At 61.7% G+C, this 19,141-nt stretch carries 17 protein-coding genes; 10 read left to right on the top strand and 7 right to left on the bottom strand.

What is annotated here, in order from left to right; all coding sequences use genetic code 11:
* The first annotated feature begins 2 nt into the window (after positions 1-2).
* From ACNOHI_RS04970 to ACNOHI_RS04950, 5 genes are all read left to right on the top strand, one after another.
* Complete coding sequence (locus tag ACNOHI_RS04970) at positions 3-1,202, top strand: NTP/NDP exchange transporter (RefSeq protein WP_420473539.1); 1,200 nt, start codon at positions 3-5, stop codon at positions 1,200-1,202.
* Positions 1,189-2,100 carry an aldo/keto reductase gene (locus ACNOHI_RS04965; RefSeq protein ID WP_420473819.1) on the top strand — a complete coding sequence of 304 codons (912 nt, stop codon included), beginning with the start codon at positions 1,189-1,191 and terminating at the stop codon, positions 2,098-2,100. The genes ACNOHI_RS04970 and ACNOHI_RS04965 overlap by 14 nt, the downstream gene beginning before the upstream one ends.
* A gap of 59 nt (positions 2,101-2,159) precedes the next feature.
* Complete coding sequence (locus ACNOHI_RS04960) at positions 2,160-2,771, top strand: hemerythrin domain-containing protein (protein WP_420473538.1); 612 nt, start codon at positions 2,160-2,162, stop codon at positions 2,769-2,771.
* 68 nt (positions 2,772-2,839) lie between these two features.
* Entirely contained in the window at positions 2,840-3,700 is an 861-nt protein-coding gene (locus ACNOHI_RS04955) for a YihY/virulence factor BrkB family protein (RefSeq protein ID WP_420473818.1), read from the top strand.
* A gap of 33 nt (positions 3,701-3,733) precedes the next feature.
* Positions 3,734-4,804 carry an acyltransferase family protein gene (locus tag ACNOHI_RS04950; protein WP_420473537.1) on the top strand — a complete coding sequence of 357 codons (1,071 nt, stop codon included), beginning with the start codon at positions 3,734-3,736 and terminating at the stop codon, positions 4,802-4,804.
* A 31-nt stretch (positions 4,805-4,835) separates the two neighbouring features.
* On the opposite strand, the gene ACNOHI_RS04945 is transcribed toward ACNOHI_RS04950, so the two are convergent.
* The 5 genes from ACNOHI_RS04945 to ACNOHI_RS04925 all read right to left on the bottom strand — a co-directional run bounded on the left by ACNOHI_RS04945 (position 4,836) and on the right by ACNOHI_RS04925 (position 10,347).
* Positions 4,836-5,240 (bottom strand): bacteriohemerythrin, encoded by a 405-nt coding sequence (locus tag ACNOHI_RS04945; protein WP_420473536.1) that lies wholly within the window; start codon positions 5,238-5,240, stop codon positions 4,836-4,838.
* A gap of 330 nt (positions 5,241-5,570) precedes the next feature.
* Positions 5,571-5,822, bottom strand: a complete 252-nt coding sequence (locus tag ACNOHI_RS04940) for a hypothetical protein (protein ID WP_420473535.1) — start codon at positions 5,820-5,822, stop codon at positions 5,571-5,573.
* Between the two features lies 1 nt (position 5,823).
* Positions 5,824-7,797, bottom strand: a complete 1,974-nt coding sequence (locus ACNOHI_RS04935; protein ID WP_420473534.1) for an acetoacetate--CoA ligase — start codon at positions 7,795-7,797, stop codon at positions 5,824-5,826.
* 23 nt (positions 7,798-7,820) lie between these two features.
* A complete protein-coding gene (locus ACNOHI_RS04930) occupies positions 7,821-9,041 on the bottom strand; it encodes an MFS transporter (protein ID WP_420473533.1) in 1,221 nt (406 codons plus the stop codon).
* A 55-nt stretch (positions 9,042-9,096) separates the two neighbouring features.
* On the bottom strand, positions 9,097-10,347 hold the full coding sequence (locus ACNOHI_RS04925; RefSeq protein ID WP_420473532.1) for an acyl-CoA dehydrogenase family protein: 1,251 nt from the start codon (positions 10,345-10,347) through the stop codon (positions 9,097-9,099).
* A 280-nt stretch (positions 10,348-10,627) separates the two neighbouring features.
* Between ACNOHI_RS04925 and ACNOHI_RS04920 the strand changes: the two genes are divergently transcribed.
* A complete protein-coding gene (locus ACNOHI_RS04920; protein WP_420473531.1) occupies positions 10,628-11,332 on the top strand; it encodes a YitT family protein in 705 nt (234 codons plus the stop codon).
* Positions 11,333-11,436: 104 nt separating this feature from the next.
* Positions 11,437-12,204 carry a 4'-phosphopantetheinyl transferase family protein gene (locus ACNOHI_RS04915; RefSeq protein WP_420473530.1) on the top strand — a complete coding sequence of 256 codons (768 nt, stop codon included), beginning with the start codon at positions 11,437-11,439 and terminating at the stop codon, positions 12,202-12,204.
* On the opposite strand, the gene ACNOHI_RS04910 is transcribed toward ACNOHI_RS04915, so the two are convergent.
* On the bottom strand, positions 12,201-13,715 hold the full coding sequence (locus ACNOHI_RS04910) for an AMP nucleosidase (RefSeq protein ID WP_420473529.1): 1,515 nt from the start codon (positions 13,713-13,715) through the stop codon (positions 12,201-12,203). The two genes, ACNOHI_RS04915 and ACNOHI_RS04910, sit on opposite strands and share 4 nt — an antisense overlap.
* Before the next feature lie 145 nt (positions 13,716-13,860).
* Between ACNOHI_RS04910 and pflB the strand changes: the two genes are divergently transcribed.
* The 3 genes from pflB (at position 13,861) to ACNOHI_RS04895 (ending at position 17,745) form a co-directional block, all read left to right on the top strand.
* Positions 13,861-16,182 carry a formate C-acetyltransferase gene (pflB, locus tag ACNOHI_RS04905; protein WP_420473528.1) on the top strand — a complete coding sequence of 774 codons (2,322 nt, stop codon included), beginning with the start codon at positions 13,861-13,863 and terminating at the stop codon, positions 16,180-16,182.
* A gap of 5 nt (positions 16,183-16,187) precedes the next feature.
* Positions 16,188-16,970, top strand: coding sequence for a pyruvate formate-lyase-activating protein (pflA, locus tag ACNOHI_RS04900; protein ID WP_420473527.1), 783 nt, complete (start codon positions 16,188-16,190; stop codon positions 16,968-16,970).
* A gap of 67 nt (positions 16,971-17,037) precedes the next feature.
* Entirely contained in the window at positions 17,038-17,745 is a 708-nt protein-coding gene (locus ACNOHI_RS04895; RefSeq protein ID WP_420473526.1) for a glutathione S-transferase N-terminal domain-containing protein, read from the top strand.
* Positions 17,746-17,750: 5 nt separating this feature from the next.
* Here the strand turns inward: ACNOHI_RS04895 and ACNOHI_RS04890 are convergent, their stop codons facing one another.
* The gene (locus tag ACNOHI_RS04890) at positions 17,751-19,019 is read right to left on the bottom strand and encodes a branched-chain amino acid ABC transporter substrate-binding protein (RefSeq protein ID WP_420473525.1); all 1,269 of its coding nucleotides are present in this window, start codon (positions 19,017-19,019) and stop codon (positions 17,751-17,753) included.
* Positions 19,020-19,141 lie beyond the last annotated feature (122 nt).

Raw genomic sequence — 19,141 nt, 5'->3', positions numbered from 1 at the left:
CATTGCTGCCTGGCGAGGCACGACGTGTCGCCTTTTCCTTCGCCGGTTTTTTCCTGATCCTGTGCAGCTATACCATCCTTCGACCAGTACGGGATGAAATGGCCGTGCGTTTTGGCGCGGACAAGCTGCAATGGCTGTTCAGCGCGACATTCGTTTTCACGCTGCTGGTCGTTCCGGCGTTCGGTGCGGTTGTCCGGGCTCTGAGAAGAGACCGGGTGCTGCCGGTGGTGTACGGATTCCTCGTGCTCAATCTCCTCTTGTTCCTGGCGGTATTCGCCGCCGATAGTTCATCCGTGGCGGCAGGCGTGTTCTTCGTCTGGCTCAGCGTGTTCAACCTGTTCGTCGTCTCGCTGTTCTGGAGCCGGATGGGAGACTGCTTTTCCACCGCGGAGTCGCACCGCCTGTACGGCTATATCGCGGCAGGCGGAACCTGCGGTGCCGTCGCAGGACCGGCGGCAACGGCGTTTCTGGCCCGGCATCTCGCCACGTCGCACCTGCTGGGTATGTCCGCCATCCTGCTGGCCGTGTCCATCGCATGCGTTCTTGCCGTCCCACGGAATCCCGAAGTGAATGCACCGCGGCCAACGGGTGGCGCAGTCCTCGCAGGCATTCCGCTAGTCATGAGGCAGCCGGATCTGCGCAGCATCGCCCTGCTCGTTCTTTGCTATACCACGGTCTCCACCGTCCTCTATATCGAGATGGTGCGCCTGGTCGGTATCAATTTTGCAGATAGCGGGGAGCGCACAAGCTTCTTCGCCCGCATCGATCTCGCGGTGAACGCGATCGCGCTTGTCCTGCAGTTGCTCGGCACGCGCAAGGTGGTAGGCCGTTATGGATTACGTAAAGCCCTTCCCTTCGTCCCCCTGCTTCTGGCGGCAAGTTCGGCCGCGTTGGGCGCGTGGCGCGACCTTGCCGGCGTGGCCGCAGCGCAGGTCATCCATCGGGCGGGTGAATACGCGGTGGGAAAGCCGGGGCGGGAAATGATCTATACCACGCTCGATACCGAAAGCCGTTACAAGGCGAAAAACTTGATTGACACGGCGATCTACCGGGCCGGCGATGCGGGCAGCGCCTGGGCAACGTCCGGACTGCGCGCCGTCGGCCTGGATGTGTTCCTGCTGGCGGCCCTTCCCGCCGCATTACTCTGGGCGGCGACAGCCTACCGACTGGGAGAAAGGCATGACAGGCATCAATCGACGTGAAGCAATGGGATTGCTCGCAGCCGCAGCCACCGGCTTCTGCGGCATTGCGCACGCGGTTCCGCCGGGGCCAGGCGGGAGCACGCTCCATACCCGCCGCATCCCCTCGTCCGGCGAAGCGCTTCCCGTCATCGGGTTGGGCACCTGGCAGACCTTCGATGTCGGCAAAGGTCAGGCGGAACGTGCTCCGCTTTCCGACGTCCTGTCTGCCTTTTCCTCACTGGGTGGTCGTCTGATCGATTCCTCACCCATGTACGGGCGCTCGGAAGAAGTGGCGGGCGACCTGATCGCCGACCTCGGCCTGCGCGACAAGCTCTTCATCGCGACCAAGGTCTGGACGCAAGGGAAGAACGCCGGCATCCGCCAGATGGAAGACTCCATGCGTAAGCTGCGTGCCCGCCCGATCGATCTCATGCAGGTGCACAACCTGGTCGATGTGCAGACCCACCTCGCCACGCTGCGCGAATGGAAGAAGCCAGGCCTGGTGCGCTATATCGGCGTGACGCATTACACCGCCGGCAGCCATGCCGAAGTCGCCCGTGTCCTGCAGGACGAACCGGTGGACTTCGTCCAGATCAACTACTCGGTCGCGGAGCGCGAGGCGGAACAGCGCCTCCTGCCGTTCGCACAGGAGCGCGGCGTCGCAGTGATCGTGAACCGCCCCTTTGCCGGCGGCGACGTCATTCGCCGGCTACACGACCGCCCCTTGCCGCCGTGGGCGGCGGAGATCGATTGTTCCAGCTGGGCGCAGATCCTGCTCAAGTTCGTCATTGGGCATCCGGCCGTGACCTGCGCCATTCCCGCGACCTCAAAACTCGCGCATTTGCGGGACAACATGGCGGCGGGAACGGGGCGGCTGCCGGATGGAAAACTTCGAAAGTTGATCGCCGGAGCCCTATGAGCCGGTATGGTGTTTGCTGCATGTGTCATCCGACCACAACATGAACGAAGGAGGATGCCATGATGAAATCCCTGAGGGACACCGTAACGAGCACCTTGTCTCCCACCATCACCAACATGATTCGCATGGATCATACGGCGGTGCTGGAAACCTTTCATCAATACGAGATCGACAACAGCCCGGCCACGAAGAAGGCGCTGGTGAATACCGCCTGCATCGCCCTGGAAATCCATGCCCAGCTGGAAGAAGAAATTTTCTATCCAGCCATGCGCGCCGTGAGCGCCGACAAATCCGTGCTCGACAAGAGCGTTCCGGAGCACAACGAGATGCGGCGCCTGATTGCCCTGCTGCGTTCGATGGACGCCAACAATCCCGCCTTCGATCGCACCTTCATGGACCTGATGCGCGACGTCATGCACCACGTCGCCGACGAAGAGACGACCCTCCTGCCGGAAGCCGAACGCGTGCTTGGCGCCCGCCTCTCCGAACTTGGCGCCGAAATGACCAAGCGCCGGCTTCAACTTACCGCGCCGCGCGCCGGCGAATTGGCGTCCAATACCCTGCGCAGCTTCCCGACCAGTTCCATGCTGGTCGCCGCCGGCGCCGTGCTGGCCGGCACGTATCTCGCGAAACGGGCGTTTGAGGGACAGGGGTACTCCCGCAGTCACTAAGGGCTTTTGGGCAAGGTTGAGAGGGGAGAGTTCGCATGGGAATATCGGGAATGCCAGGATTGAGCGTGATGCAAGTCGCAAAGAAAGCGTTCAGCGACTTTCTTGACGACGACATGACCACCTATGCTTCCGCGCTCGCCTACCAGGTATTTTTTTCAATTTTTCCCTTCATCATTTTCCTGATCGCCCTCCTCGGGTTCCTCCGGCTCGAGGATTTCTTCGACTGGTTGCGGCAGCATTCGCAAATGATGCTGCCGCCGGAGGCGTCCGAGCAGGTCAACAAGGTCATCGCCGACTTGCAGAAGGAACAAGGCGGGCTGCTGTCGATCGGCGTGATTGTCGCGCTTTGGTCAGCCTCGGCGGCCATCCGGGCCACGATGAACGCGCTCAATGTCGCCTACGACGTGCGCGAAAGCCGGCCTGCATGGAAGCTGTATCCCTTATCGCTGATCTATACCGTCGGACTGGCCGCGATGATGATCGCCGCGGCCGCCCTTCTGACGATCGGCCCCCAGGTCGTCCAATGGGTGGCGCAGCAGGTCGGCCTCGAACAGATCTTCGTCACGCTCTGGGCATGGCTGCGCTGGCCGGCGGCCCTGTTCATCCTGACGCTGGCCGTCGCCATCATTTATTACGTCGCGCCGAACGTGAAGCAGAAGTTCCGCTTCATCTCCCCCGGTGCCCTGCTCGCCGTGGCGGTCTGGGTAGCGGCATCGCTCGGGTTCAAACTCTACGTGGTCAACTTCGCGGATTACAACGCGACCTACGGCAGCATCGGCGCCATCATCATCCTGCTGCTGTACTTCTTTATCTCCTCCGCCGTGCTGCTTTTCGGCGCCGAAATCAATGCGACCATCGAGAAACAGTCGCCGGCCCGCGCCGGATCAGGGGTTGCTCAAGCGGGGCAGGAGCAATACATGCGAAAATAGCAGGTTTTTCCTCAACCTCATCCTTTGTAGCATATGCATTTCCGCGTATTCGACCTCCTCAAGGCAATCGCCTGCAATCTGATTGTCCTGCACCATCTTGCCTTTTATGGACCGATGGCGGATATCGCATGGCCGGTCATGCCGGAAGTCTTCGATTGGCTCGGCACACAGGGGCGCATTGCCGTGCATGCCTTCCTGGCCATGGGCGGATTCCTTGCGGCCCGTTCCCTGTCGGCGAAAAATACTGCTGTGCTGGCGCCGGTTGACGCTGTTGTACGGCGCTTCGTCAAGCTGGTTCCTGCATTCATGGCAGCGATGCTTCTCGCGGTCGCGGCGTCCGCGCTCGCGGCGCAATGGATGACGCATGATTCCATTTCGGCAATGCCGAGCCTCGGCCAGATCCTGGCGCATGCCCTCCTGCTGCACGGCGTGCTGGGCGTGGAGTCGATTTCGGCCGGCGCGTGGTACGTCGCCATCGACTTCCAGCTGTTCGTGATGATGACCCTGATCCTGCATATCGCGGCGCATCCCCGCATGCCCACGCGGATGGCGCCGGCCTTGGTGGCCTTTTGCACGGCCGCGTCGCTGCTTTATTTCAATCTCGATTCGTCCTGGGACGCGTGGGGCCCCTACTTCTTCGGCAGCTATGGACTTGGAGCGCTTGCGTGGTGGGCGTCCGAGCGCGCCCGCACGTCACTCCGGGTCCTGGTCTTGTCGGGGTTGATCCTGCTGCTGGGCGGACTTGCGCTCGACCTTGAGTTCCGGAGCCGTATCGCCGTCGCACTCGGCACCGCGTTGTTGCTCGTACCGGCCTGCCGCGGCATCATCCGGCTACCGGGCCAGGACAATCGTCTGGTCGGCTACCTCGGACGCATTTCCTATGCGGTCTTCCTGGTGCACTTCCCGGTATGCCTGATCGTGAATGCATTCTTTACGCGTTATGTGCCGGCTGTGCCTGAGTTGCAGGCCGGCGGCGTGGCGCTCGCCTGGCTTGCGAGCATTGCGGCGGGTGCGGTCTTCCATCGTTGGGTCGAACAACCACTGGCCGCGCTGACATCGCCGGCCCGGACGGCCTCCCGCTCCGCTCACGCACCGTCGAACTGAAACCAGCCGCCCTCGGGCGGCTGGTCTTGTCTTAATGCGCCATATCGTGTGTGGCGAGGGCCAGTTCCTTGTCCGATTTACCGATGTGATTGATCAGCCAGTCGCGCAGGAAGTGGAGTACCTGGATGGACAGGGTCGCGGCACCGCTTTCGAATTTCGCCTGTAGTTCGAGGACCTGCGCGAGCAGCTTTTCATGCTCGGCCTTGTGGTCGGCCAGCCCCGGGAAACTGATCTTGCGCATCAGGTCTTCCTCGCGGCGGAAGTGCTCCTTGGTGTAGGTGATCAGGTTATGCAGCACCTTGCCGAGGACATCCTTTCCCTTGCCCTCGGACATGAGGACATGAAGGCGGTTGACCATGTCGATCAGCTTCTGGTGATCGCCATCGATAAAGCTGTTGCCCACGGCGAGGTCATTGGACCATGTCAGATATGTCATTTTTTTTGTGCTCCCAGTGAGATTGTCGAGGTGGCGCGGTGATGCCGGACGTTGTACCGACAGGACTGCCGACGACACCGCCATGCACCCTCGCGGCAGTATCGTCTCTCGGCGGGGCTGGGGCCGTGAGCGTCAGGCCAGGAGGCAATGCCTTATCCTGGATCAAGACGAGGAACGAGCATAAGCAATCGGCATGCCAATGGGAAATGTGTCGAAAACCTTAACCTGGATCAAGTTTCGGGCGGAGTTCGCCTGTCCATTCCTGTAAATAAGAGAGGCGCATTCCTGCATTTCAGAAAATGCAACACGCGGACGGCGGAAAGACGCGCGCTACTGGAACATCGCGTCGACCATCGAGTAGCCGCGCATGAAGCCGGCCTCCACCGCCGCCTCTTCAGAGGGAAAATCGCTGTCGTCGCCGGATTCGGCGGCCAGTTCGCCTTCGGACGTGGAATCATCGCCGGGTTGCGTAACGCGCACGGTATAGTCCCAGGCCTTGCCCCGTTCGTCCTTCGGAAGCGCGGTCACATGCACCTCCATGCCCTTGTACGCTTCGGTATGCCAGTCCTGCTCCTGTTGCATGTCACGCCTCCCGGTGCCGTGCGAAGTCCACGAAAAATTCAAGGCTGCCCGGGTTGCTCATGGCATCCGGGTTCGCTACTTCATCGACCTTCATGCCCAGCAAAAGTTTCTTGACTGGCAGCTCCATCTTCTTGCCCGTCAGCGTGCGCGGCACCTCCGTTACGACGAACACGTCGTTCGGCACGTGCCTCGCGGACAGCGCCGTCCGGATGCCCTCGGCGATGCGTGCCTTGAGTATCTCGTCGAGCGTGACGCCGGGGCGCAGCACAACGAATAGCGGCATGTAGGACTCCCGCCCAAGGTATTCCAGGTCGACCACCAGGCTGTCGAGGATTTCCGGCATCGCTTCGACGACACGATAGATTTCGCTGGTGCCCATGCGGATGCCATGCCGGTTGATGGTCGTATCCGAGCGGCCGTAAATGATGGCCCCGCCGCGCGGCGTGATGCGCAACCAGTCGCCATGCCGCCACCATCCGGGATACATGTCGAAGTAACTGTCGCGATAACGCAGGCCCTGTGCATCGTTCCAGAAGTAGAGCGGCATCGAAGGCATCGGCTTGGTCACCACCAGTTCGCCGACTTCGTCTTCGAGCGGCCGGCCCTCCTGGTCCATTGCATAGACCGCGATGCCCAGGCAGCGGCACTGCATTTCGCCGGCATACAGCGGAATGATCGGGCAGGCGCCGACGAAGGCTGCGGCGATGTCGGTGCCGCCGCTGATGGAGGCCAGCAGGATATCCGGACCAAGCTGATCGTAGATCCAGGTGAAGGCTTCCGCGGGCAGCGGCGAGCCGGTCGAACCGATGGTGTGCAGCCGATCCAGCTTCGCCAGCTTGCGCGGTGCGATGCCGGCTTTCATGCAGTTGGCGAAATACGCGGCGCCGGCACCGAATACGGTCAGGTCCGCCTCCTCCGCGAACTTCCATAGAGTGCCAAGGTCCGGATATCCGGGATTGCCGTCGTAGATCGCGATCGTGGCGCCGAGCAGGAGTCCTGTCACCTGGGAGTTCCACATGATCCATCCGGTCGTCGAGTACCACATGAACCTGTCCTGCTCGCCGAGTCCGGTGTGCAATCCATGGCCTTTCAGGCTCTCGATCAACACACCGCCCTGGCCGTGGACGATGGGCTTGGGCATGCCCGTGGTGCCGGATGAGTAGACCACCCACAAGGGATGGTCAAACGGAAGCTGCTCGAAATGCATTTCGGTGTCGTTCACCAGCAATTCCTGCCAGGAATGCGCGCCGTCGAGCCGCGCCTCCTTGTCGAGGTACGGCAGCAGCACCACCTGTTCAAGACTGGGCAAGGCCTTTACCAGGCCCTTCACCACCTCCAAACGGTCAAAATCCTTCCCGCCGTAGCGGTAGCCATCGACCGCCAGCAAGACCTTCGGTGCGATCTGTCCGAAGCGGTCGAGCACGCTGGGTGTGCCCATGTCGGGGGAGCAGCTCGACCAGATGGCCCCGATGCTGGCGCAGGCATAGAACGCGACCGCGGTTTCGGGAATGTTCGGCAGGTAGGAGACGACGCGGTCGCCGGGCTGCACGCCCATGCCGCGCAGTGCGTTGGCAACGGCGGCGATCTGGCTGCGGAGTGCATTCCATGACAGCTCGACCGTCGGTCTCACCTCGGACCTGCCGATGATGGCCGGCCGTTCGCCGGACTCTCCCTCGCGGTGGAAACGGAAGACCTGTTCCGTGATATTGAGTCGGCTGCCGGTGAACCAGGTGGCGCCGGGCATCTTCATCCCATCCAGGACCTGTTCCCACGGTTTGCTGCTACGAATGTCAAAGTACTGCCAGATCGATTCCCAGAACGCGGGCAGCTCGTCGACCGACCACTGCCACAGCGCCTCATAGCTGTCGACATTGACCTTCTTCTCGCGAGCGAGCCAGCGCATGTACTCCTTCATGCGGCTGGCTTCGATACGGGCAGGACTGGGCGTCCACAACGGACGCGGATGGTCATTCATGCTTTTGTCTCCTCGAGTCTTTTTTATTGACGCGCCGGGCGCGACTTCAACTTCAGGCTGAAACGAACTGCAACGGCAAGCACGCCGACGGCGCCGACCAGCATCACATTGGACGTGCCCAGACGTCCGACGAGCGCACCGGCGATTCCCACGCCGACCGACTGCCCCATGAAGAAACACGAGGCAAACGCAGACACCGCCGCGCCACGCCGCTCCGGCGCCATCTGCGTTGCGTTGATCTGCAAGGTGTTGTGCAACATGTAGAACCCGAGGCCGGCGCCGAAACATCCGCCGATTGCCCACCACCAGACAGGGGCGAGTCCTGTGCCGAGCAGCGCGAGCGCAACGAATACCCCGCCCCACAGGGACAATCCGACTTCACCCAGCTTGCGCACCAGCGTCGCCGATGCCACCGCGAACACGAAGCCCCCGAGCCCGAAGAGCATGACCAGCGCGCCGGATGAGGTGAGCGACATGCCGTAGGTGTGATGCATGTGGGACGCGATGAAGGCGAACGCGCCGTACAGGAATGCGCCTTCGAGGAAGACCGTGAGCAGTACCATGCGCGCCCATGGCAACGAAAGGATGTGCCGGAACTCGCCAGCCATCCGCGCAATGACGGCGCCTTCGGCACGGCGCACCTTGCGCGCCGCCTCGGGAAGCCTCCGGTTCAAACCAAACAGGGCGAGGCTGACGAGCAGGAAGACGCCGGCAACGAAAAAGAACGGCAGGCGCCAGTTGCCGGCGTCCGCCGCCAACCCGCCGATCAGGACCCCCGTGGCAAGCCCGAGAATCTGGCCGATCAGAAAGCGCGCCAGCACCGGCTGACGCTGGTGATAGGGAATAACGTCGCCAATCCATGCCATGGACAGCGGAATAATGGCAGCCGCCGTCGCGCCAGCCGTTAACCGCGCGGCCAGCAAGGGAACAAAGCCGGGGGCCAGCGCGCAGAAAAGCGAAGTCAGCGCACAGGCAAGCGTGGCGAAGGCGACGACAAGGTACTTTCCATACCGGTCGCCGACAGGTCCAAAGAACAGCTGCGACAGGCCGTAGGCAATCGAGAACACCGTGATGACGTTGGAGGCATCGCCGAGCGATACGGAAAACTCCTGCGCCAGTTGCGGCAGCATCGGATCTGTCACGCGCAATGAGATGCCGCTGCCGAAGGCGGCTAGCGACAGCAAGGGAACGGAGAGCGCGGGGATGCCGGTGACGCCGGACTGTTCTGGACTGGAAAGAGTCATGAAACCGAATGAGGCAATGCTGCGTCTTGTGTATGCAATGCCAATCATTCTAGTGTCAAACCAGATCGGGCGTATTCAGGTAGGGCAAAGTCGCGCCGCGCCTTTCCGCCGCCGCGTCCATTTCCTGGCGCGCGACGGTGCGCAGATGCACCTCGTCGGGTCCGTCCGCGATGCGCAGCACCCTTCCCCATGTCCACAACTCGGCCAGCGGCGTGTCGGGGCTTAGCCCCATCGCCCCGAACACCTGCATCGCGCGATCGCAGATCGTCGTGTGCAGCCGTGGCACGATCGCCTTGATCATTGCAATCTCGCGTGCAGCTCCCTTGGAACCGTACTGGTCGATTATCCACGCGGTCTTGAGCACCAGCAGGCGAGCCTGCTCGATCTCCATGCGGGACAGCGCGATCCATTCGGCAACGTTCGCATGCTGGTGCAAATAGCGGCCGAAGGTGCGGCGATCCGCCGCGCGTTCGCACATCAGCTCCAGTGCCAGCTCGGCCTGCCCGATCGAGCGCATGCAGTGGTGGATGCGTCCAGGGCCGAGGCGCGCCTGGGCGATGGCAAAACCGGCTCCTTCCTCATGGATGAGATTGCCGGAGGGGACGCGCACGTCGCGGAACACCATTTCGCAATGCCCGCCCGGAAAGCTGTGATTCATCACCGGTATATTGCGCACGATCTTGAGGCCCGGGGTGTCGAAAGGCACGATCACCATGCTCTGCCGGCGATGCACTTCCGCATCCGGATCGGTCACGCCCATCACGATGGCGAAACGGCATAACGGATGGGCTGCGCCTGAAATGAACCACTTGCGCCCGTTGATGACGTACTCGTCGCCCTCACGCCGCATCGAAAGCTGGATGTTGGTCGCGTCGGATGAAGCGACGTCGGGCTCGCTCATCGCAAAGCAGGACCGGATGCTGCCGTCGAGCAGCGGCTTGAGCCAGCGTTCGCGCTGCGCTTCGCTGCCGAACATGTGCAGCAGCTCCATGTTGCCGGCATCAGGCGCGCTGCAGTTGAATGCCTCCGCCGCCCAATGCACCCGGCCCATGATTTCCGCCAGCGGCGCGTATTCGAGGTTCGTCAGTCCCTGGCCGCCATGCTCCTTTTCAAGCGCGGGAAGGAACAGGTTCCACAGCCCCTCGGATTTCGCGATCTCTTTCAGGTCCTCCATGCATTGCGGATGCTGCAGGCCGTCACCGACTTCTTCGCGCCACAGCGGCAGGTTCGGCACCACGTAGTTGTCCATGAAATCCTGCAACTGCCGCTTGAGCTGCCGGACACGCGGTGAAAACTCGAAATCCATGGGGTCTCTCTGAAAAATGATGAAATCGATGGATCGTTGGAATGCGTTCTTGCACGCCGATCAATCTGCGGAAAATGGTAATTGGCCCCGAACAATCATTCAAATGAATGCTTCTCATCCGAAGTTATAAATTCGCTGCATGCGCCGTCCGCCGCGCGGGGTTTGAAATTCTTGATCGAGGTCAATAAAATCCGCGACGCGAGTGGATTAAGCTTGCGCGCACATTAACCTTCGTGATCGATCCTGCATTCACAAGATGTTGCGATCCCATACCGATTCCATGACCATGCATAACCGCCACGCTGCGGCCGCCCTGCCCGGCCCGGTTCCAACCGAGACCCTGCCTGCCATGATCGACCAGCACGATCGGGAGTCGGGACAGACGAAAGCGCTGCAGCAGCACACGCTCTTCGACGACATGCAGGCGCTGGTAACCGGCACCCTGCTTGTATCGCTCGGCGTTGCCATGCTGGGCAAGGCGCACCTTGTCACGGGCGGCACGGTCGGCATCGCCTTCCTGCTCCACTATTTCACCGGCTTGAGCTTCGGCAAGCTCTTCTTTGCCATCAACGTGCCCTTCTATTTTCTCGCAGTGAAAAAGATGGGATGGAAATTCACGCTGAAAACGTTTGCCGCCGTCGGGTTGCTTTCGGCGTTCTCCGAGCTCCTGCCGCTGGTGTTCACAATGGAGAACCTCAATCCGCTGTACGGCGCCATCATGGGCGGCCTGCTCTGCGGCGTCGGACTGCTGGTGCTGTTCCGCCACCGGGCCAGCCTCGGTGGCATCAATGTACTGGTTCTGTACTTGCAGGAGCGTTACGGCTTGCGTGCCGGCCTCGTGCAGCTCGGACTCGATGCAACCATTCTCATGCTTTCGATTCCCATGATTTCCATGACGTCTGTCGCGATCTCGCTCCTCGGCGCAGCAATGCTGAACCTGACCTTGGCAGTGAACCACAAGCCGGGACGGTATATGGCGATCTGAGTGTAAAAATGTGGCGGCGCACCACGGAAGTCGTCGAGATAGGACGCCCGTCGTGCCCGAATCTGCCGTATTATTGCCGAGTGACAATGCGATCCGAAAAAACGATGCCTGCAGCCTCACCGCATATAAGCGCCCCGGTTGATCTGAAGGTCGACGCCAACTCCCCGCTCGACCTCGACTACCCTGCGCTGACCGATGGCAGTGCCCTCTGCATCGGTCTTTCCTTTGACTGGCGCCACCAGACGGCGCTCCATTCCTTCGCCCTGAAAAACACGCTGCAGGACGAGCACGCCCGCGCCGCACGATTCCCGCGTCAGGAAGACAGTATCCGCAACCTCCTGGGGCGAACGATGCTGCGTCGTGTAGCCGTGCATTACGGCGGCATGGATCCGGCGCAGATCATTCGCAGCAATACCTGGGGCAAGCCCGAACTCCCCGGATGCTCCGTCGGCTGCAATGTCAGCCACGCCGGCAGCCAGGTATGGGTGGCGGTTTCCCGATTCCCTCGTGTCGGGATCGACGTCGAAATGACGAACGCGACGCAGGAATACCACGATCTCGCAGCGGGACTCCACCCCGACGAGATCGCCGCCCTGCGCCGCATGCCCGACGGCAAAGTCGCCACGGTACGCTGCTGGAGCCGCAAGGAAGCCATTTCGAAAGCGACCGGCATGGGCGTCGCTCTGCCGCTGCGTGCCTACGCGGTGGAATGCGACCGGCGCGCGTCAGGCTGGTTGCGGCTGCCGCCGCCGCGCACCGCGATCGAGGACTGGACGACGGCGGACCTGCCCATCGCCAAGGATTATGTCGGCGCCCTTGCGATCGAAGGGCGCTGCGACAGGATCACCATCCTTCGATTGAAAGTCACTTAGAGGAAAGCCACCTCGGCAAAGCTGCGCAGCTTCCGGCTGTGCAGCTTGTCTACTCCCTTGCGACGCAACAGCTCGACCGCGCGGATGCCGATGCGCAGATGCTGGTCGACGCGCTCCCGATAGAACTGGTTGGCCATGCCGGGCAGTTTGATCTCTCCGTGCAGCGGCTTGTCGCTCACGCACAGCAAGGTGCCATACGGCACCCGGAAGCGGAAACCGTTGGCGGCAATCGTGGCGCTCTCCATGTCCAGCGCAATCGCGCGGCTCTGGCTGAAGCGACGCTCCGGCGTACGCTGCGGAAGCAGCTCCCAGTTGCGGTTGTCGGTGCTGGCCACCGTCCCGGTGCGCATGACGCGCTTGAGGTCATAGCCCTTCAGCTGCGTCACTTCAGCCACCGCCGATTCGAGTGCAACCTGTATTTCCGCAAGCGGCGGAATCGGCACCCACAGCGGCAGGTCTTCGTCCAGCACATGATCTTCGCGCACATAGCCGTGCGCCAGGACATAGTCGCCCAACTGCTGCGTATTGCGCAGCCCCGCGCAGTGGCCGAGCATCATCCATGCATGCGGACGCAGCACGGCAATGTGGTCGGTGATGGTCTTCGCATTGGCCGGGCCAACACCGATGTTGACCATGGTGATGCCGCTGCCGTCGGCGCGGATCAGGTGATAGCCGGGCATCTGCGGCAACCGCGGCGGCGCCTTGCCGATATCGTCACCTTCCTGCACCGCCTCGCCGACGCGGCGCGTAATGACATTGCCCGGTTCCACAAAGGCAATGTAGTGATCCTCGTCAGCAGGCGCATCCGGGTCGGGGACACGGTTCATGATCTCGTGTCCGAGGCGGACGAATTCATCGATGTAGAACTGATAGTTCGTGAACAGCACATAGTTCTGGAAGTGCTCCGGCGCCGTTCCCGTGTAATGGCGCAGGCGATGCAGCGAATAGTCCACGCGCGGCGCGGTGAACAGCGAGAGCGGCTGCGCTTCTCCGGGCGGCGGCTCGTACGTGCCATTGGCGATGCCATCATCCATCGCGCCGAGGTCCGGCAAATCGAACATGTCGCGCAGCGCAAGGCGGCGTTCTGCCGTCATGCTGCCTTCGATATGGTCGTCCTGTGCGAATGAAAAGTGGATCGGGATCGGCTGGGCGCTCACCCCCACCTCCAGCTGCACGTGCTGGTTCTGGCTGTGGTTCTTGAGCAGGAGCCGCAACTGCTCCGTGTAGTAGTTCTCGAACAGGTCCGGTCGCGTGATCGTGGTTTCGAACGTACCCGGCCCCGCGACGAAGCCGTACGACAGGCGTGAATCGGCCCGCGCAACCGTCTCCGTCTGGATGCGCACATACGGATAACAGGCTCGCACGCGCGACGGAAAGCGCTCGCCGTTGACGAAGCGCTGCAGGTGGTCCCGCAGATGCGTGATGCTGGAATCGTAAATTTCGCGAATACGCCGCAGCGCGTCGACGGCATCGTCAAAACGTTCGGCCGTGATGTGATTAGGGCTAAGCAACTTGCTACTCCTGAGAGGTGAATGCGGCCGGAATGCACACGGCCCATTGCAGCTATTGTAACGGCATGTCCACGCCTGCGAAGCATTCCCGCTGGAACTCACTCCTGCACCGTGTGTCGAACCGGCGCATTCAGGAGATTCGATCATGAACACGGTTGTTGAAGCAGCAGTAATCGAAAAGGCAGCACAGATTGAAAAGGCAGCGCAGGAAAAGCGCGACGCATGGCGCGGCTTTCGCGGTGAAGACTGGCGCGGAGCCATTGCGGTCCGGGACTTCATCCAGCAGAACTACACCGAGTATCGGGGCAATGACCGCTTTCTCTCGGGGCCGACCGCGCGCACAACGAAGCAGATGGACGTATTCAACGATCTGCTCGCGCAGGAGCGCCGCAATGGCGGCGTGCTGTCGGTGTCGGCAGACGTTATCGCATCCATCACCGCGCACGCCCCGGCGTATATCGATCAAGACAATGAAGCCATCGTCGGACTGCAGACCGACGCGCCGTTGCGCCGAGCGATCTTTCCGCAGGGTGGACTGCACATGGTCGAACAGTCACTGAAGGAATACGGCTTCCCGGAGCTTGATCCTCGCATCGAAGAGATTTACAAGAAGTATCGCAAGGATCACAACAACGGCGTGTTTGACGCCTATCCCGCCGACGTGCTGTCCGCTCGCCACAGCGGCTTGCTCACGGGCTTGCCGGATGCCTACGGCCGTGGCCGCCTCGTCGGCTGCTTCCGCCGCGTTGCGTTGTATGGCGTTGACCGGCTGATTTCGGAAAAGCAGGATGACAAGCGCCGCCTTGACGATGCAGCATTCAGCGACGAAGTCATCCGTACACGCGAAGAAATCTCTGAACAGATCCGCGCATTGAAGGACCTGAAGACGATGGCGGCCTTGTACGGCTTCGACATCGCCAGGCCGGCGCGCAATGCACGGGAAGCTGTACAGTGGCTGTACTTTGGCTACCTGGCCGCCGCCAAGCAATCGAACGGCGCCGCGACGTCCGTCGGTCGGATCTCGACCTTCCTCGACATCTACATCCAGCGCGACCTGGACGAAGGCACGCTGACCGAAGCCGAGGCCCAGGAACTGATCGATCACCTTGTCATCAAGTTCAGGGCGATCCGCTTCCTGCGCACACCGTCCTTCGACCAGCTCTTCAGTGGCGACCCGACCTGGGTCACGCTGTCCATTGCCGGCATGAGCAATGACGGGCGCTCGCTCGTCTCGAAGACCTGCTTCCGCGTGCTGCAAAGCCTGTACAACCTGGGCAATTCGCCTGAACCCAACCTCACCGTGCTCTGGTCGACGCGCCTGCCAGAAGGCTTCAAGGATTTCGCATCGAAGGTGGCGATCGACACCAGCGCCATCCAGGTGGAGTCGGACGACGCGATCCGTCTTGTGCACGGCGATGATGCATGCATTTCCTGCTGCGTATCGCCCATGGCCAACGGCAAGTCGATGCAATTCTTCGGCGCACGGTGCAACCTGCTGAAGACCCTGCTGTATGCGATCAATGGCGGTCGCGACGAAGTGACTGGTGAACGGGTTGCCAGTGGACTGGAGCCCGTAACCGGCGACTATCTCGAGTTCGACGACGTCAAGGCGCGTTTTGAAAAAGTGATGGCGTACACGGCAAAGATCTACATCAAGGCCCTGAACTCCATCCACTACATGCATGACAAATATGCGTACGAGGCACTGCAGTTTGCCTTGCTGGATACCGAGCACCACAAGACCATGGCTTGCGGCATCGCCGGGCTGAGTCATGTTGCCGACTCGCTCAGCGCCATCCGGTACGGTCGCATCCGCATCATCCGCAATGAAGCCGGACTTGCCGTCGATTTCGTCAATGAAGGCGGCGAATTCCCCTGCTACGGCAACAACGACGATCGTGTGGACGACCTTGCCGTATGGGCGACGCGCACGTTCATGTCGAAGCTGCGCCAGCATCGCGCCTACAAGGACGCGATCATTACGCAAAGCGCGCTGACGATTACGTCCAACGTGGTGTATGGCAGTGCGACCGGCAACGGCCCGGATTGCACCGCCCCCGGCGGCCGCCGCGCCGGCAAACCCTTCGCGCCGGGCGCCAATCCGTCGAACGGCCAGGACAGGAACGGCTACGTGGCGGCGGGATTCAGCGTTGCCAAGATTCCGTTCGACGATTGCGGCGATGGGGTGTCGTGGACGTTCTCGATGGTGCCGTCGTCGCTTGGCACGACCGCCGGCGACCGGATCGGCAACCTTGGCGGATTCATCGACGGCTTCGTCGAACAGGGCGGCTACCACCTGAACGTCAATGTGATGTCGCGCGAGATGCTGCTCGACGCCATGGAGCACGGCGCGGACAAGTATCCGAACTTGTGCGTGCGCGTGTCCGGCTACTGCGTGCTGTTCCATCGCCTCACGCGCAAGCAGCAGGAGGATGTGCTGAGCCGCACCTTCCACGAGCGGGCGTAATCGCAATGGGAGACTCGCCACTCCACAGCATCCTGCTCCGCCCCGCGCAGTACATCGGGGCGGACGGTTTCGTCCACGCCGTCGAGACCTTCGGCGCCGCCGACGGTCCCGGTTTGCGCTACGTGCTCTTTACCGCCGGGTGCAGGATGCGCTGCCTGTACTGTCACAATCCGGACAGCTGGACGATGCGCGACGGCCAACGGGAGACGGTGGAGGAAGTGGTCGAGGATATCGGCCGCTATGCCGCCTTTTACCGCCGGACCGGCGGCCTGACGATCAGCGGTGGCGAACCCCTGATGCAGCCTGACTTCGTCGGCGAGGTCTTCCGGCAAGTCAAGCAGCGCTTCGGCCTGCATACGGCGCTCGACACGAATGGCGCGCTGGCTGGGAGCCTTCCCGATGCGTGGTTCGACCCCGTGGATCTTGTGCTGCTGGACATCAAGCACATGGATCCTCTCAAGCACCGTGCGCTGACCGGCATCGATCTCCAGCCCACGCTGGATTTCGCCCGTCGTCTCGACCGCATGGGCAAGCCGGTCTGGATACGTCATGTGCTGGTGCCCGGCCATACCGACGACCTGCTCGACGTCGAGGCGCTTGCGGACTTTGTGTCGGCCCTGAAGAACGTGGAGCGCATTGAAATCCTGCCATTCCACAAGATGGGCGAGAACAAGTGGAAGGAACTGGGGCGCAAATACCAGCTTGCCGACACGCCCGTTCCGACCCTGGCCCTGATCGACAGGGTCAGGAAGCAGTTCGAATGCCGGGGCCTTCCTGTCGTTGCCTGAGCTCTCCAGCAGGGAAATCGTGAAGTGTTTATATTGATTGGCTTCAGCGATATTTCACGGAGCCTGCATGTCCGATCTTTCCGTATTTCCCATCACGAAAAAATGGCCTGCGCGCCATCCTGACCGCCTCCAGCTCTATTCCCTTCCGACACCGAACGGCGTAAAGGTGTCCATCATGCTTGAAGAGACAGGACTGCCCTACGAGCCGCACCTCGTCAGCTTCGACACCAACGACCAGACGTCGCCGGAGTTCCTGTCCCTCAATCCGAACAACAAGATTCCCGCCATCATCGATCCCGCCGGACCCGGCGGAAAGCCGCTGCCGCTGTTCGAGTCGGGCGCGATCCTTCTGTATCTCGCGGAGAAGACCGGCAAGTGCTTGCCACAGGATGCGGCTGCGCGCTACGAAACGATCCAGTGGCTGATGTTCCAGATGGGTGGAATCGGACCGATGTTTGGCCAGGTCGGTTTCTTCCACAAGTTCGCCGGCCGGGAGTATGAGGACAAGCGCCCGCGCGACCGTTATGCGGCGGAGTCCCGGCGTCTGCTCGCCGTGCTTGAACGCCGGCTTGACGGGCGGCAGTGGATCATGGGGGATGACTACACGATTGCCGACATCGCCACTTTCCCGTGGGTGCGCAACCTTATCGGGTATTACGGCGCGGGAGATCTCGTCGGCTTTAATGACTTTCCGAACGTGGCACGCGTGCTCGAACAGTTCGTCGCGCGGCCGGCCGTTGTACGCGGACTGACGATTCCCGCCCGCCCGAGCTGAACGGTTTACTCGGCGCGCTTCATCTTGCAGGCCGTCGGCAAGGTCGTGTCGGCCATGGACAAGTAACGTTCGGTCCTGAAGCCGTATCCGCTGCCTTCGTTGTCGAAGCGCACCGAACCATCGGCCACCTTGCGCATCACGGAGACGTACAGGGGCTGCAGCAATTGGTGGTCGTCGGCGCGCATCACGGCCTCATGGAAAGCGTTCTTGTAGCGCGCGCCTTCCAGTGCCTTCGCGACGGCGGCGGCCTCAGTCGACTTCGCTTTCTCGATCGCGGCCACCAGCATGTCGATCATGAGATGCATGCGCAGGTGGACATAGTCGTCTTCCGGCGCCGGATAACGCTTCCGGAAGGCCTTGTAGAAATCGTCGCTGGCGGAGCTCTTGATGCCTTGCCCGGTATTCGGATGCCATTCCGCCACCGCGCGCACGCGCCCTACGCCGGCCTCGCCGATCGCCGCAGGCGCACCGAGTCCATTTCCGTAGAAGGTATAGAACTTCGCGTTCAGCCCGCCCTCTTTCGCCGCCTTGACGAGCAGCGTCAGGTCATTCCCCCAGTTGCCCGTGATGACAGTATCCGCACCGCTGGCTTTGATCTTCACGATGTAGGGCGTGAAATCCTTGATCTTTCCGATCGGATGCAGTTCGTCACCCGCGATGGTGATGTCCGGGCGCTTCTTGCCCAGTTGCGCACGCGCCGAACGCGCCAGCTGCTGTCCGAAGCTGTAGTCCTGTCCGATCAGGTAAACGCGCTTTGCACTGGCGTCGCCCTTGATGACCTCGGTCAGTGCGTGCATGCGCATGTCCGCGTTGGCGTCGAAACGGAAGTGCCAGAAACTGCACTTTTCGTTCGTCAGGGCGGGATCAACAGCGGAATAATTCAGGAACAGCATGCGCTGCGCAGGTGTGCGCTGGTTGTGCTTTTCGACGCCGTCAATGAGCGCCGCCGCTACCGCCGAGCTGTTGCCCTGCAGGATGAATCCGATCCGCTGGTCGGCCATCTGGCGCAGGCCGATCAAGGCCTCTTCCACGCCCTGCTTGCTGTCGTAAGTGACCAGCGCCAGCGGATGAGCGCCGTCAGGCAGTTTCACGCCGCCGCGCGCATTGACGTTTTCAATGGCAAGCTGGATGTTGCGGATGACGGCGTTGCCGGCATTGGCGAAGGGGCCGGAAATGCCTTCGATCATGCCGAGTTTGATGGGCTCGGCGGCGTGGGTGGTGCTTATGGCCGCGAAGGCGAGGATGGAGAGAAGTGTTTGCTTGGATGGGAACATGGCAATGCGTGGAGTATCCGCAGGCGGGACGCTACAGTCGCTATCCGCACTGACGATTACCCGTCATTCCCGCGAAGGCGGGAATGACGGGGTGTGGGAGGCTGAAAAATTAGAAGACAGCG

The sequence above is a fragment of the Noviherbaspirillum sp. ST9 genome (assembly GCF_048799745.1).
In the GTDB taxonomy this organism is placed as follows: Bacteria; Pseudomonadota; Gammaproteobacteria; order Burkholderiales; family Burkholderiaceae_D; genus Noviherbaspirillum.
Note: the sequence above shows the minus strand (reverse complement) of the source record. Positions and strands in the feature narration are given on the sequence as shown.